At 35.0% G+C, this 15,150-nt stretch carries 11 protein-coding genes; 4 read left to right on the top strand and 7 right to left on the bottom strand.

The features are described 5' to 3' along the window. Nucleotides 1–262: 262 nt before the first annotated feature. The 5 genes from I567_RS12540 to I567_RS10825 all read right to left on the bottom strand — a co-directional run bounded on the left by I567_RS12540 (nt 263) and on the right by I567_RS10825 (nt 8,952). Nucleotides 263–1,689 (bottom strand): IS3 family transposase gene (locus I567_RS12540; protein ID WP_111736141.1). Its coding sequence is split into 2 segments (ribosomal slippage): nt 263–1,122 and nt 1,122–1,689, totalling 1,428 coding nucleotides; the frame shifts between segments, so codons are not numbered across the junction. Between the two features lie 35 nt (nt 1,690–1,724). Next, nucleotides 1,725–2,063: a GNAT family N-acetyltransferase gene (locus tag I567_RS10810; RefSeq protein ID WP_016252263.1), complete on the bottom strand. Its 339-nt coding sequence runs from the start codon at nt 2,061–2,063 to the stop codon at nt 1,725–1,727. Continuing rightward, nucleotides 2,063–2,683: an NUDIX hydrolase N-terminal domain-containing protein gene (locus tag I567_RS10815; protein ID WP_016252264.1), complete on the bottom strand. Its 621-nt coding sequence runs from the start codon at nt 2,681–2,683 to the stop codon at nt 2,063–2,065. Before I567_RS10815 ends, I567_RS10810 begins: the two co-directional genes overlap by 1 nt. Nucleotides 2,684–2,753: 70 nt before the next feature. Next, nucleotides 2,754–4,592 carry a translation elongation factor 4 gene (gene lepA / locus I567_RS10820; RefSeq protein ID WP_016252265.1) on the bottom strand — a complete coding sequence of 613 codons (1,839 nt, stop codon included), beginning with the start codon at nt 4,590–4,592 and terminating at the stop codon, nt 2,754–2,756. A 136-nt stretch (nt 4,593–4,728) separates the two neighbouring features. After that, a complete protein-coding gene (locus tag I567_RS10825; protein WP_016252266.1) occupies nt 4,729–8,952 on the bottom strand; it encodes a 2-hydroxyacyl-CoA dehydratase in 4,224 nt (1,407 codons plus the stop codon). A 210-nt stretch (nt 8,953–9,162) separates the two neighbouring features. Between I567_RS10825 and I567_RS10830 the strand changes: the two genes are divergently transcribed. Next, nucleotides 9,163–9,768, top strand: coding sequence for a TetR/AcrR family transcriptional regulator (locus tag I567_RS10830; protein ID WP_016252267.1), 606 nt, complete (start codon nt 9,163–9,165; stop codon nt 9,766–9,768). Between the two features lie 46 nt (nt 9,769–9,814). On the opposite strand, the gene I567_RS10835 is transcribed toward I567_RS10830, so the two are convergent. Together I567_RS10835 and I567_RS10840 are read right to left on the bottom strand one after the other, a co-directional pair. After that, nucleotides 9,815–12,145: an ATP-dependent DNA helicase gene (locus I567_RS10835; RefSeq protein WP_016252268.1), complete on the bottom strand. Its 2,331-nt coding sequence runs from the start codon at nt 12,143–12,145 to the stop codon at nt 9,815–9,817. A 64-nt stretch (nt 12,146–12,209) separates the two neighbouring features. Next, nucleotides 12,210–12,719, bottom strand: coding sequence for a hypothetical protein (locus I567_RS10840; RefSeq protein ID WP_016252269.1), 510 nt, complete (start codon nt 12,717–12,719; stop codon nt 12,210–12,212). Between the two features lie 199 nt (nt 12,720–12,918). Between I567_RS10840 and I567_RS10845 the strand changes: the two genes are divergently transcribed. The 3 genes from I567_RS10845 to I567_RS10855 are packed head-to-tail and all read left to right on the top strand — an operon-like array spanning nt 12,919 to nt 15,103. Further along, nucleotides 12,919–13,545, top strand: coding sequence for an MBL fold metallo-hydrolase (locus I567_RS10845; protein WP_016252270.1), 627 nt, complete (start codon nt 12,919–12,921; stop codon nt 13,543–13,545). Between the two features lie 12 nt (nt 13,546–13,557). Then, complete coding sequence (locus I567_RS10850; protein WP_016252271.1) at nt 13,558–14,262, top strand: histidine phosphatase family protein; 705 nt, start codon at nt 13,558–13,560, stop codon at nt 14,260–14,262. A gap of 13 nt (nt 14,263–14,275) precedes the next feature. After that, nucleotides 14,276–15,103: an undecaprenyl-diphosphate phosphatase gene (locus I567_RS10855; RefSeq protein WP_016252272.1), complete on the top strand. Its 828-nt coding sequence runs from the start codon at nt 14,276–14,278 to the stop codon at nt 15,101–15,103. Nucleotides 15,104–15,150 lie beyond the last annotated feature (47 nt).

Genomic DNA, 15,150 nt, shown 5'->3' on the forward strand with positions numbered 1-15,150 from the left:
ATGGTTGATAATTCAAATGAAAAAAATAAGAATCGGGTAAAAATTGCGCCTCAAACTGAAACTCACTCGCATATCCTTCTAAATGGAAACCTAATTTCTGTGCTAAACGGATGCTACGCGTATTTTGACAATTAATTACTAAAAAGAAATGTTTCAGGGATCTACTTGAATACAAATAAGTTAAAAAATCACTAATAGCCTTATGAGGTGACCCCCAAAAGTTAGACTTTTTTACGAGACGACTCCGGTCGTCTCGTTTTCATTATGCAGCTAAAAGATGGAGCCTATATTGAACAGGACTCATCCATCCTAACTTTTCTTTTATTCGTTGTTCATTATAATACTTTATAAATCGTTCTATTTCCATTTTTAATTCCTCATAGCTATAGTAATTAACGCCATAGTATATCTCTTGCTTAAGCAGACCGAAGAAATTCTCCATTACGGAATTATCTAGACAGTTGCCCTTTCGAGACATGCTTTGAAATATTCGTTCTTCTTTTAGCCTGTGAGAGTATGCCTTCATCTGGTATGCCCAACCCTGGTCAGAATGGAATGTTCGTCTATAAGGGCAGTCTGAAGTGATTTCAATGGCTTTATCCAAGGCATTCATTACATTCTTTGCTGAAGGTTTCTTATCGATACCGTAACTTAGTATTTCTCCATTACACATATCCATAAATGGATCTAAATACAGCTTATGCATTGTCATATGTCCTTTGACATCAACTTCATAATACTTAAATTCAGTCGTATCCGTTGTGATTTTTTGATGGGGTATGTGCGTATTAAAGCGTCTGCGAATTCTGTTGGGTGCAATGGTACCAGTCCTGCCCCTATAGGAACTATATTTCCTACTTTTGCGTGTGTAGGATGTCACCTGCAAGCCAAGTTTTTGAACTATTCGCTGAACCTTCTTTTTGTTGATGAGATATCCCTGATTATGAAGCTCTCCATGTATTCTACGATATCCGTAATCCTTATTATTCTTACGGATTTCTTGGATTTTTTCTTCAAGTTCTTTGTCAGGATTTTCTCTATCAAATCGTTTTTGCCAATACATATACATATATGTTGCTTTAGGCATGCCTGTATAAGAGAGAAGGTCTTTTAGTTTGAATTCTCGTCGGAGACTGTTGATGACGAGTGCCTTTCTCTCATTTTTTCCTCGTCCTCTAAACGCAGCCTCCTCAGTTCTTTTAAAAAGGCATTCTCAATTCTCAATTTAAGAAGTTCCTCTTCTAGCTCTTTTACATGTTCTGCACTTGTATCAACAGAAGATTCTTCAACTGGTTTGTTTTGTGTATTGCCATTAGTTGTATTCAATGTTTTCTTTCGTCCCTTCTTGCGTGGTCTTAGGGCATCAGGACCAGCTGCACGAAAGCGACTCACCCAATTTGCGATCATACTTGGATTAGTAATTCCTTCTTGCAGAGCTAAATCTTGATATGAGATTTCACTTGATAAATATAACTCTACTATAGAAAGCTTCTTTTCAAAAGAATAAAAATCTTTTTTTCTAGAACGTTTTAATCCTTCATCGCCAAATGCATTGTAATTATCCACCCATAGTTTAACTTTATTATCAGATGGAATGCCGAACTTATTTGCAAGATAAGTATAACCACCTTCGCCATTAAGATAAGCATTTACAACTTGCTTTTTAAACTCAAAAGAATATTTGGACATAAAAATACCGACCTCCAATTGTTAGATTTTATGGTCTAACTTTTTGGGGTCGGTACATTAGACATAATCCCTTTTTGTTGAAAATTTCGATCTAGCCAATAACTTAAATAGGCTGATTTCAACGAATAATTGATTTCATGCGCCTCAACAATACCAATAACTTGATTTTTGTAGCAAATCACTTGAACTTCCATTAAGTGTTCTTTCATCTGAGATTGATAATAGTGAAAAAATTGCGTAAAGTCGGCATGATTTTGAATCATTGCTGCCCAATCTAACCATTGAATGAATTGCGCTTGATTCTCTTTTACAAGCAAATATAATGCCTCTTCATCATTAGGCTGCAAAGTTCTTAAGGATATTTGCTTATTCATTAATCAAACACAACTTGCCAATTTGGATCATTTTTAGCTTGAAAACAAAGAGCAATCTGTTCTGCCGTATTTTTAGCACCTGATAATTCGGGAAGTTCATTTAACGCAAAATATTGAAAGCCCAGGGTTTCGCTATTTTCCTGGAATTGACCGCCAATTAGTTTACATAATACGAACACCTTACAAATATTGTATGGATATATTGGCAAGTTATGTCTTTTGCGGTCATGAAGTGCGATTATTTTTTGACATTCGACCTCTAGTCCCGCTTCTTCTTTGACTTCTTTGATCGTATTTTCGCGAATGGACAAATCAAAATCCACCCAACCACCCGGAAGTGACCAGCGACCGTCCTTTTCCTGAACTAATAATATTTTTTCATCTTTAAAGATAGCTGCTCGGGTGTCTAATTTCGGGGTTTGATAGCCAAACTCCGTGCAAAATAAGTCATAAACTTTTTCTTTTGAAACTTCGGTATACTCAGATAAGATTTCTACAGATAATTCTCTTAATCTAGTATAACGTTCTTTATCAAACTCGTCTTTACCATACCATAAACCATTTTGGGCAATTGCTTGAATTTCCATCGCCCACTTCAGCCATTTCTCTTCTTGATTCATTTCTTTCACCACTTTTTATCAAATTATAGCAAAAAACACAGGCGAAATAACCAATCGCCTATGTTCTTTACTATTTTTTATTATCTTCATCATCTGTTTTAAGAACTGCCATAAATGCTTCTTGAGGTACTTCCACAGAACCGATTTGTTTCATACGTTTTTTACCTTCTTTTTGTTTTTCAAGCAGTTTACGTTTACGTGAAACATCCCCGCCATAACATTTAGCTAAGACATTCTTACGTAAAGCCTTGATATCTGTACGAGCGACAATTTTTTGACCAATCGCTGCTTGAATTGGCACCTCAAATTGTTGACGAGGAATTAATTTCTTCAATTTTTCAACAATTAATTTACCACGTTCATAAGCAAATTCACGATGCACAATAAAGCTTAGCGCATCCACTTTTTCACCATTCAATAAGATATCCATCTTAACCAAACGACTTGCACGATAACCAGCCATTTCATAATCAAGTGAAGCATAACCTTTTGTACTTGATTTCAATTTATCAAAGAAATCAAAAACAATCTCAGATAATGGAATTTCATAAACAACATTTACCCGATAATCATCTAAATAATCCATCGTCACAAAATCACCACGTTTTCGTTGAGAGAGCTCCATCACTGCGCCAACATAATCGTTTGGTACCATAATTTGCGCTTTAACATAAGGCTCTTCTACACGATCAATTTTCACTTGTTCTGGAAAATCTGCTGGGTTATCTACTGTAATCATCGTACCATCTGTTAAATAAACATTATAAATAACTGACGGTGCTGTGGTGATTAATTCCAAGTTAAATTCTCGTTCTAAACGTTCTTGCACCACATCCATATGCAATAAGCCTAAGAAGCCACAACGAAAACCAAAACCTAAAGCTTGAGACGTTTCTGGTTCAAATTGTAAGGCCGCATCATTTAATTGGAGTTTTTCTAAAGCTTCTCGCAAATCATTATAACGCGAAGTATCGATTGGATATAACCCACAATAAACCATAGGATTCATTTGGCGATATCCTTCTAGAGGTTCACTTGCTGGATTATTGGCTAAGGTAATCGTATCCCCTACACGCGTATCTTGAACGGTCTTAATTGAAGCAGTAATATAACCTACATCGCCCACCATTAAATAATCACGTTGGATGGCCTTTGGAGAAAAAACACCTACTTCAGTAACTTCAAATGTTTTACCGTTACTCATTAATTGGATTTTATCGCCTGGCTTAACCATCCCCTCCATAATTCGCACATTCAATACAACCCCGCGATAAGAATCATAAACTGAGTCAAAAATTAAAGCCTTCAATGGTGCTTCGATATCCCCAGTTGGAGCAGGTACATATTCTACAATTTGCTCTAAAATTTCTTCAATACCAATCCCTGCTTTGGCGCTTGCTAATACCGCTTCAGAAGCATCAATGCCAATTACATCTTCTATTTCAGTACGAACACGCTCTGGATCAGCAGCTGGCAAATCAATCTTATTAATCACTGGCAATATTTCTAAATCATTATCAATAGCTAGATAAACATTTGCTAAAGTTTGAGCTTCAATCCCCTGTGCTGCATCAACCACTAAAACTGCCCCTTCACAGGCTGCTAAACTACGTGATACTTCATAGGTAAAATCGACATGCCCCGGTGTGTCAATTAAATGAAAAATATATGTTTTGCCATCTTTAGCAGCATAATTCAATTCAACAGCATTTAACTTAATCGTAATGCCTCGTTCGCGTTCAAGATCCATTGAATCAAGCAACTGATCTTGCATTTCACGAGAAGATACAGTATTTGTTTTTTCTAAAATACGGTCTGCCAAGGTAGATTTCCCATGGTCGATATGGGCGATGATTGAAAAATTACGAATCATCTCTTGGCGTTTTTTCATTTCTTCAATCGTATGCATGTTTTTCTTCCTCACATCTTTTTTTCAGTCTTTTTATTATACCAATGATTCTAGCTGTTTGGCAATAGTTAAAAAATACACGCACATTAAAGAAATCATGCAGCCTAATGATTCGTACTAGACTGCATGATAACTATTATGTTTTTTGTAAATTTTTATTGGCAGTTGATAACATTAGACGAATACGATTTAACTGATTCACAATCGATATTCCCGGATCATAGTCAATTGCTGTAATGTTGGCATTTGGGAAAGATTCACGTAAGGTTTTAAGCATCCCCTTACCTACGACATGATTTGGTAAACAGCCAAATGGTTGCATACAAATGATATTATCAACTCCTGATTCTAATAGATGTATCATTTCGCCTGTTAAGAACCAACCTTCTCCTGTATGACTACCAATCGAAATGTATTCCTGCGTCGATTGTGCCAAATGTTTAATCGATGCAATACCGTCAAAACGTTGAGACTTCTCTAGCTCCTTATGCATTGGTTTTTCTAACTCTTCAATAATTTTAAGGGCTAAACTAGATAAATATTGTGCTTGTTTACTCTGACCAAGATACTTACTACGCCAAACTTGATTGTATAAAGAATAGTTCATAAAGCCTATCAAATCAGGAACAACTGCTTCAGCCCCTTCTGATTCTAACAATTCAACAATATTATTATTTGCAATTGGCGAATACTTCACTAAGATTTCACCTACAACTCCAACACGCGGTTTTATCATATCTAGAAGTTCAATTTGATCAAAAGTGCGAATAATTTGTTTCATATGATGATTGAAACGTGAAAATGAACCTTTGCGAACATCTTCTTTAGCAATTTCTAAGTAATGTTCATACCAATGATTCACTTCACCTTGATTTTTCTCATAAGGTCTTGTGCGATAAACCACACGTTCAAATAAATCACCATACATCGCAGCAAGCCCAATTCGTTTGACGAGCGGAATCGTTAATTTAAAGCCTGGTGAGGATTCAACACCTTTATTTCCCATTGATAGTGAGATAACAGGAATTTGGGCAAACCCTGCATCACTTAATGCTTTTCGCAACAACGGGATATAATTCGTAGCGCGACAACCACCACCAGTTTGGGTCAACATGACTGAAGTATTGTTTAAATCATATTCCCCACTTTGGAGCGCTTCTAATAATTGGCCAATGGAAATAATTGCGGGATAGCATGCATCATTATTCACGAAACGTAACCCCACATCAATAGCCTGAGAATTTTCAGTCGGTAAAGATACGACATTATAACCACACGCTTGAAAGGCTTGGTCTAATAAACCTTCTTGATGAATTGGACTAAGCATTGGTAAAAGTATAGTATGTTTTTTCTTCATTTCTTTTGTAAACACAATCGAATCTGGCACGACAACTTCGCTATAATCAAGCATAGATTTTTGTTCTCTTTCATCAATAGCGGCTTTTAAAGAACGTAGGCGAATCCGAACAGCACCTAAATTAGTTCCTTCATCAATTTTCAAAACAGTATATAGTCGATGATGACGATTTAATATTTCTTGCACTTGATCACAGGTCACCGCATCAATCCCACATCCAAAAGAATTTAATTGTACAAGTTCCAAGCTTGGTGTATGACTGACTACCTTGGCCGCAGCATATAAACGCGAATGATACATCCATTGATTAACTACACGTAATTTTTCAACATCCCCTAAATGTGCAATACTATCTTCAGTAAACACGTGGAAACCTTCTTGAATCATCATTTCTGCAATTCCATGATGAATTTCTGGATCCAAATGGTAAGGCCGGCCTGCCAAAACAATGCCTCGTTGATTTTTCGACAACATTTTTTCAAGCAAGTCTTCCCCTTTTTGTTGAATATCTTCACGACACCTCGTTAATTCCGCAAACCCTTCAGTAACCGCTGTTTGCCATTCTACTATGGAAATAGGAAAATCATTAAAACATTCAGCTAGATTTTGGGCAACCACTTCAGGTTTAGATAAATCGAAATAAGGATGACGATAATCTACTTTTCCTGCTCTAATTTCATCAAAATTATTTGCAATCACTTCTGGATAACTTTGGACAATCGGGCAGTTAAAATGATTTTGGGCATCGGCAAATTGATTCTGCTCAAATACAACACTTGGATAAAAAATCCGATCGACGTTTTGTTCAATAAGCGCTTGAATATGCCCATGAACTAACTTAGCAGGATAACAAACTGTATCACTTGGAATCGTTTCAATCCCTTTTTCAAACAATTCTTTATTCGACCGCGGCGATAAAACGACTTTAAACCCAACTTTAGTGAAGATTGTATGCCATAATGGGTAGTTTTCATACATATTTAACACCCGAGGAATACCTAATGTACCATATACTGCATCTTTATCTTTTAATGAGCGATATCTAAATATTCGACGATACTTATAATCTACTAAATTGGTACGACGATTTTCTTTAGGGATTTTAATTTTAGCCCCACGTTCACAACGATTACCAGTGATAAATTGACGGCCATCGTTAAAAAGTGTGACAGTTAGCATACAATTATTTTCACATAGACCACAATGAGTAAATTCTTTTTCACAAGTAAAGTGATCTAATTCTTCTTGTGTAGCCATTTGAGATTTTTCATCAATTTCGGCATTTTCTAAAGCAATCAGCGCACAACCGAACGCCCCCATTAACCCAGCAATACTCGGACGGATGACTTGGCGACCAGATAATAATTCAAAAGCACGTAAAACAGCATCATTATAAAAAGTACCGCCTTGACAAACGATTTTTTCGCCTAAATCTTCTGGCTTTCTGACTTTGATCACTTTAAATAGGGCATTTTTAATGACTGAATAGGATAGTCCAGCTGAAATATCTGCTACACTTGCGCCTTCTTTTTGGACTTGCTTTACTTTTGAATTCATAAAGACCGTACATCTAGAGCCCAAATCAACCGGATGAGCAGAGGTAAGAGCAATTTTAGCAAAATCTTCAATATCATAATTTAAACTTTTGGCAAAAGTTTCAATAAATGAACCACAACCTGATGAACAAGCTTCGTTTAATTGAATGGCACTTAAAGCCCCGTCTTTTATGGTCATCGCCTTCATATCTTGACCACCAATATCTAAAATAAAATCCACTCCTGGTTGAAAATGATTCGCAGCTTTATAGTGAGCAATGGTTTCAACTTGACCTAAATCAAGCTTTAATGCATGCTTAATCAGATGTTCACCATAACCGGTAACACAGGACTTGGCAATATAACAATCTTCAGGTAATTTTTGATAAATGTCTTGGATAACTTCGATGACACTTTCCAATGGTTTACCTTTATTATTGCCATACGATTGATAGCAAATTTGGGAGTTTTCATTAATCAAGATAACTTTACTCGTGGTTGAACCAGCATCAATCCCTAAAAACAGCGGTCCTTTTTGCTGAGAAAGTAATTGGTAAGAGACAGTACTTTCCTGATGCCTTTTTTGAAATTCAGCCAATTCTGCTTGATTTTTAAAAAGAGGTGGCAGCGTCTGACTTACACTCACACTGGCATTTTTCTCTGATTCTAATTGTTGAATCAATGAATCAATCGTTCGGGTTTGTCCATTATTTGCTAAAATAGCCGCACCAACCGCAACATAATACTGTGAATCATCCGGGAAAATAACCTGTTCAGACGACAATTGTAAGGTCTCGATAAAACGATGGCGTAACTCAGATAAGAAAGTTAAAGGACCGCCTAAAAAAGCGACATTTCCTTTAATTTTACGGCCGCTCGCTAAACCAGCAATCGTTTGATTCACAACTGCTTGGAAAATACTGGCAGCAATATCATTTCTGGAAGCTCCCTCATTGATTAAGGGCTGTACATCGGTTTTGGCAAATACGCCACAACGAGAAGCAATCGGATAAATTTGTTCATAATTTTTTGCTAACTCGTTTAAACCAACGGCATCGGTTTGTAATAGTGCAGCCATTTGATCGATAAATGCTCCTGTCCCGCCAGCACAACTTCCATTCATTCTTTGTTCTAAACTACCTTCAAAAAAAGTAATCTTTGCATCTTCGCCTCCTAATTCAATAGCGACATCGGTTTGTGGAATTTTTTCTTCAATCGCTTCCGTACAGGCAATCACTTCTTGCACAAAAGCTAAGTCCAATATTTCAGCTAATCCCATTCCTGCTGAACCAGTGATTGTTAATTTTGCCGGACCATCATATACCTTTTGTGCCTGCTTTAAAACATCTAATACACAATTTGCCACATCAGCAAAGTGTCTTTGATATTTTTTAAATATGAGTTGCTTATCCTCATTTAAAATGACCACTTTGACTGTCGTTGAGCCAACATCAATTCCTATTCTCATGTTTCCACCCTTTTTCTTTCAAACTATCATCAATAATCATAAATTAGATTTCCAACACCTGTTGAATATTGAGCAAAGTGTTTGATATAATACATAATATATTTTAAAAATTCGTGATTAAAAAAGCAATCGACAATAAAAAAGCATTTGTGAGATAAACAACAGACAAATATTATTTGTTGAAAAAAATTGAAATTTGGTGAGAATAAATTGAAAAAAGAAGATTTACGTACGAAAAGAACAAGAAAAATGATTTTAGAGGCTTTTATCAATCTTGTGGAAGAAAAAGGGTATGAACACGTTACAGTTTCAGATATTGCCAACCAAGCCATGATTAATCGTGCAACCTTTTACGCTCACTTTAAAGACAAACAAGATGTCTATGATTATATTTTTAAAGAAGCGGTCGAGCAATTTATGATGGTTTTAGCTCCTGTCCAACTTGGCAAGACCAATCAATTACAATTACATACCATTGAACAAATCATCACGCATATTTTTGAGAAAATTCAAGCAAATCGCGTCTTTTTTAAAACAGTCTTGAATGCGCATGGTAATGAACAATTACGTAAACAAATCAGTCAAATCCTTCGTTCCACTTATGCCAATATTTTTGACCAAGTTGAAATTCGGGAAAAAGACTTTATCGTTCCTATTGATTTTATAATTGAATATATGAGTTCGACCTTTATGGCAAGTTTACACTGGTGGATTAATCAAGAAATTAGTTTTTCTCCAAAGCAAATGGCACAATTAATCATTAAACTAGTCGGTAGCAATCATCTGAAAGTATTAGGTATTCAAATTAAAGAATAAAGAAACGCTCAACAATATGTCTACCATTCATACTGTTGAGCGTCTTTTAATACCAAAATTGTTTCAACTGATTTAACATACTAAATAAATCATGCACAACTACACCTTTTGACCAATGCGAAGGATAAAGCTGCATATAATCCTTACGACTAAAGCGCTGATCGATTAATAGAATCACCCCTCGGTCTTCTTCAGTTCGGATCACCCTGCCTGCCGCCTGCATCATCTTATTAAATCCAGGTAGTTGATAGATATAATAAAAGCCTTGCTGATTTTTCTCATCAAAATATCTCTTTAATTCTTCTTGTTCTTTGGAAATTTGTGGCAAGCCAACAGAAACAATGATTGAGCCAATTAATCGGTTCTTTTTTAGATCTATTCCTTCTGAAAAGACACCACCTAACACGCAAAAACCAAGGACGACTTGCTCATTTTGTGCCTGAAAATTAGCCAAGAATGCTTCCTTCTCCACATCTTTCAATTCACGACTTTGTATGAGTACCTCAGCTTCTGGATACAATTGGATATAGCGCTGATAGACTTCTTCCATATATGAAAAAGAAGGGAAAAAGCAAAAATAATTACCCGCTTTGATATCCGTCGCTTTTTTAATCAATTCACATAAAGAATCTACAACTTGGCTACGATATTTATAAGTCATTGGTAGATAATCAGCTACTAATACTTGAAATTGATTCTGATTAAAGGGACTAGATTGTCTAAACGTTAAATCGTCTGTATGTCCTACTAATAAATTTTGATAGTATTGTACAGGTGATAAAGTAGCTGAAAACAAAACACTACCCTTTCCGAAATCCAACTTCTGCTTAATGAAGTGAGCGGGATCCAAGCAGAAAATTTTAAATTGCAACTCATGGTTAACCAGTTCTACTAAAAACGAAAAATGGTCATCATAATATTCCGAGATTTTTAAAAAACTCATTAAATCAAAATATAGATTTTGCAACCAAGTAGGAATCTCGTCTTTTAATTCCAATAAAAAATCTCGAAAATATTCACTCCATCGATAACCTAAATCAATTAATTTATCAGGCAGTTCTTTTTGAAACAAATAGTCTCGGTCTTTTAAAAGTTTTCTTGATTCCTCACAATATTCGATGAATTGTTGTAGTATTTTATGATGTTTGCGGTGATGTTTGGGTAAAAGCTTTTTAAAATCTTTAATCAATTGCAGACTTAACGCTTTAGAATACATCTCTCTTGCTCTTGAAATAAGATTATGCCCTTCATCAACAAGAAAATAGCTATCCGTTTCTTCTAATTCAAAAAAGCGTTTCAGATAGACTTGTGGATCAAATAGATAATTATAATCACACACAATGACATCTGAATACAGACTTAAATCAAGACTAAGTTCAAAAGGACAACATTCATATTTCTTTGCAACTTCACTAATTTGTTCACGGGAATAGAAATGCCCATTATTTAATAAATCCCAAATCGCTAATTTTTGTTTTTGGTAATAATTTTTTGCAAAGGGACAATAATCCGGATTACATTTGCACTCATTCATGAAGCAAATTTTTTCTTTAGCTGAAATTTCAATCGTTTTAATTTCACTTTGTTGCTCCTCAAATAACTTCATCGTATCTAAAGCAACTTGTCTTGTAATCGTTTTGGCTGTTAGATAAAAAATACGTCCTTGATTGTATTCTCCCATAGCTTTCAGTGCAGGAAAAAGGGTTGATAATGTTTTTCCCGTTCCCGTAGGTGCTTCCATAAACAAACATTTTTCTTGGGACAATGTACGATAGACTGCAATGGATAATTCACGTTGTCCTTTTCGATAATTGTTATAGGGAAATTGTAATGCTTGTAATTTTTTTTGCCGATTTTGCCGATATTTATCTAAGAATATGAGCCACTTTTCATATTCTTTCATTGTCTCTTGATAATAATCATTTAATTCATCGAAACTATATTGATTTTGATATTTATCGATTTTTTCATCTTGTGTACAAAAATAACGTACCATCACGACAACTTCTTCTAACTTTTCTTGCAAGGCATAAATGTAAGCATAAATTTTTGCCTGTGCCATAAATAGCTGCAGTGTCGCATCTTCTAATTGCTCAAAAGTGTGTTCACCCGTCTTGATTTCATCGATAATAATTTGATTTTCCTTTTGCCATATTCCGTCACACCGACCTTCTAACTGAATATCAAATTGTTTCCCTTGATAAACCGTTTTTAAGGATACTTCCGATTGGTAATTCTCATCCATTGATTGCTGTAGTTTTCGATGAATTTTACTTCCTTCAAGTGCAGTATGATTACTTTGTTTGCGGTTATCAATGCTTTCTTCATTATGGACAAAAGCAACTAATTCTCTTACTGAAACTTTTTTACTTTGCATCCTACCCCTACTTTCAATCTCAGTCTAACAAAAAATGAACAAACACGCTAGACGGTCTGCTCATTTATCGGTATATTTGATATTCTACATAATTTTCATCAATTAACTTATTTTCGGTCACATAATCAAAGCGGATACTATAATCACTCGAATGGATATAAAGATGGTTCCCGTCATCAGTGATTTTACAATTTTTTATAGAACGCTGATAAACTGAGTAAGGCTCCTGTTCAAGCTGCTGATTAGGAAATGTCTTTTGAAAATCTGCTGCTATTTTTTGGCGATAATTCCGCTTTTCTTGTAACATCGTATCTTCTTCTGAACTTTGAATTTCAGGGATATATTGTTTGACGATATGCAAAACACCCTTTTTATAGTCAAACACACCTTGACTTTGTGGAAAGCCTTGATTATCCACTTGCATAATCATAAAATCATTTACGATATCTTCTTGCTTTTTCATTTGACTGGTAGTTGCTTTAACAGGATTGATTTTTTGTTCATTATCCTTACATCCGCCCAAAAGCAATGGCAAGACAAATACGAAAACAATTAATAAATAATTTCTTTTCATTACTACCACCAACCTTACTAAATATTATAGCAAAATATTGTATAAAATATTTTTTTATAGAATATTTTTAACTGACTATAAACAAATTATTATTTTGTTTTCAGATAATTATAAAATTCTAAATCCCCTTCACTTTCATTGTTTATAATCTCAATTTAAGATATACTATATTTGTATTCGTCACAAAGGAGGAATTTGCATGCATATCAAAGGACTAGCTACTGGCCCAATTCAAGAAAATTGTTATCTTGTATATAACGATGATACACTTTTAATTATTGATCCGGGCGAAGATGCTCCCCAGATTATTCAATTGATTTCAGAAATTCGAATTAAACCAATAGCAATCTTATTAACACATACTCATTATGATCATATCGGTGCAGTTGATACTTTACGTGATTATTATCATATTCCAGTATATGTCCATCCACTAGAAAACGCTTGGCTATCTGATCCGGTAATGAATCTTTCAGGAAATCATCCAGAATTTGGTCGTATAACTGCTAGACCTGCGGATTATTTATTTGAAATGACCGACTATCAATTAGGAAGTATTCATTTTAAAGTCGTCCCAACCCCTGGACATTCTTACGGTTCTGTAAGTTTTATTTTCGATACTTTTGTTGTATCTGGTGATGCTTTGTTTAACGGCAGCATTGGACGTACTGATTTGCCAACTGGTGACTTTGAACAATTACTTCATAGCATTCAAACGCAATTACTAATTTTACCTGACGATTTTGCAGTATATCCAGGGCATGGCTTACCTACAACAATCATTCACGAAAAGCAAACCAATCCATTTTTAAGAGGTTTCAAATAGGAGGAGATTCTTATGGCTAAAACACAACTTTATATTGTACGTCACGGAAAAACAATGTTCAACACTTTACAACGCGTTCAAGGCTGGTGTGATACGCCGCTTACTGCTGTTGGTGTCCATGGAATAGAAGGTACAGGAATTGGGATTCAAGATATTGATTTTGTTGAAGCTGTATCAAGTGATAGTGGACGTGCGATTCAAACAATGCGCATTTTACTTTCTAAACATAAAAACGGTGCAAACATTCCTTATCACACAGATCCTAGAATTCGAGAATGGAATTTTGGCTCACTTGAAGGCGGATATGATGCTGAAATGTGGGGTGTTTTACCTCGTGTCTTAAATTATCGTACCTATGATGAATTAATCGCAAATCAAGTCAGCTACAAAGAAATTTGTGAAGCTATCTATGAAGCAGATACAGCAAATTGGGCTGAGACATATGATGAACTAAAAAACCGTGTCTTAACAGGTTTCGAAGATGTCGCTTATCGTGTTGAAAAACAAGGCGGTGGTAAAGCTCTAATCGTCTCTCATGGCTTAACTATTGCCTTTTTAATGCATTTGGTCGATGAATCAAATGGTTTAAGAATTGATATTGACAATGGCTCAATTTCTATTTTAAACTATGAAAATGGACAGTTTAGTATCGAAACAATTGGTGATAAATCTTTTAAAGAAAATGGTTTAGCTAAACTTTCCGAAAAAACGGAATAGAGAGGATTTTTAGATGTTCTTTGCAAATTTTATAAAAGCAATCATCCTTGGTATCGTAGAAGGAATCACAGAATGGCTTCCTATTAGTAGTACCGGACACTTAATTCTTGTTGATAATATTTTAAAAATGCAAATCAGCAAAGAATTTACTTCGATGTTTAATGTAGTCATTCAATTAGGGGCAATTATGGCAGTTGTTTATTTATACTTTAATAAACTAAACCCTTTTGATCAACAAAAAAGTAAACTAGAACAAAAACAAACCTGGGATTTGTGGTTAAAAGTAGTCGTTGCTTGTTTTCCTTCTGCAGTTATCGGGCTCTTATTTGACGATTGGTTAGATGCCCATCTTTATAAACCATTCCCGGTTGCACTTATGTTGATTATTTACGGTATTGGCTTTATTTGGGTTGAAAATCGTAATCGCAATATCAAACCTAAATGTACTGATTTAAATCGTTTCACCTACAAAGCAGCGATTATGATTGGTGTCTTCCAAGTTTTAGCATTAATTCCAGGAACTTCTCGCTCTGGTGCAACTATTCTAGGTGGAATCCTTATTGGCGCTTCAAGATATGTGGCCGCTGAATTTTCTTTCTTCTTAGGAATTCCAACAATGTTTGGCGCAAGTGGACTTAAGATTTTTAAATTTATCAAAAACGGTAACTTCTTTGACTTACAATCAACTTTCATTTTATTAACAGGTATGATTGTATCCTTCATCGTTTCTGTTTTAGTCATTAAGTTCTTAATGGATTATATTAAGAAACACGATTTTTCGGTTTTCGGATGGTATCGTATCATCTTAGGAAGCATAATTATTTTAACTATGATTTTTTAAAGATACATTAAAAAAAAGTAGCTTATCGCATTGGATAAGCTACTTTT

It is taken from the genome of Enterococcus cecorum DSM 20682 = ATCC 43198, assembly GCF_000407565.1.
Classification (GTDB): domain Bacteria; phylum Bacillota; class Bacilli; order Lactobacillales; family Enterococcaceae; genus Enterococcus_E; species Enterococcus_E cecorum.

Excerpts from the sequence above, each read along its gene's own strand:
- lepA (WP_016252265.1), bottom strand. The coding sequence starts at position 4,592 with ATGCATACGATTGAAGAAATGAAAAAACGCCAAGAGATGATTCGTAAT.
- I567_RS10850 (WP_016252271.1), top strand. The coding sequence starts at position 13,558 with ATGGCTAAAACACAACTTTATATTGTACGTCACGGAAAAACAATGTTC.
- I567_RS10815 (WP_016252264.1), bottom strand. The coding sequence starts at position 2,683 with ATGAATCAAGAAGAGAAATGGCTGAAGTGGGCGATGGAAATTCAAGCA.
- I567_RS10810 (WP_016252263.1), bottom strand. The coding sequence starts at position 2,063 with ATGAATAAGCAAATATCCTTAAGAACTTTGCAGCCTAATGATGAAGAG.
- I567_RS10835 (WP_016252268.1), bottom strand. The coding sequence starts at position 12,145 with ATGCAAAGTAAAAAAGTTTCAGTAAGAGAATTAGTTGCTTTTGTCCAT.
- I567_RS10840 (WP_016252269.1), bottom strand. The coding sequence starts at position 12,719 with ATGAAAAGAAATTATTTATTAATTGTTTTCGTATTTGTCTTGCCATTG.
- I567_RS10845 (WP_016252270.1), top strand. The coding sequence starts at position 12,919 with ATGCATATCAAAGGACTAGCTACTGGCCCAATTCAAGAAAATTGTTAT.
- I567_RS10825 (WP_016252266.1), bottom strand. The coding sequence starts at position 8,952 with ATGAGAATAGGAATTGATGTTGGCTCAACGACAGTCAAAGTGGTCATT.
- I567_RS10855 (WP_016252272.1), top strand. The coding sequence starts at position 14,276 with ATGTTCTTTGCAAATTTTATAAAAGCAATCATCCTTGGTATCGTAGAA.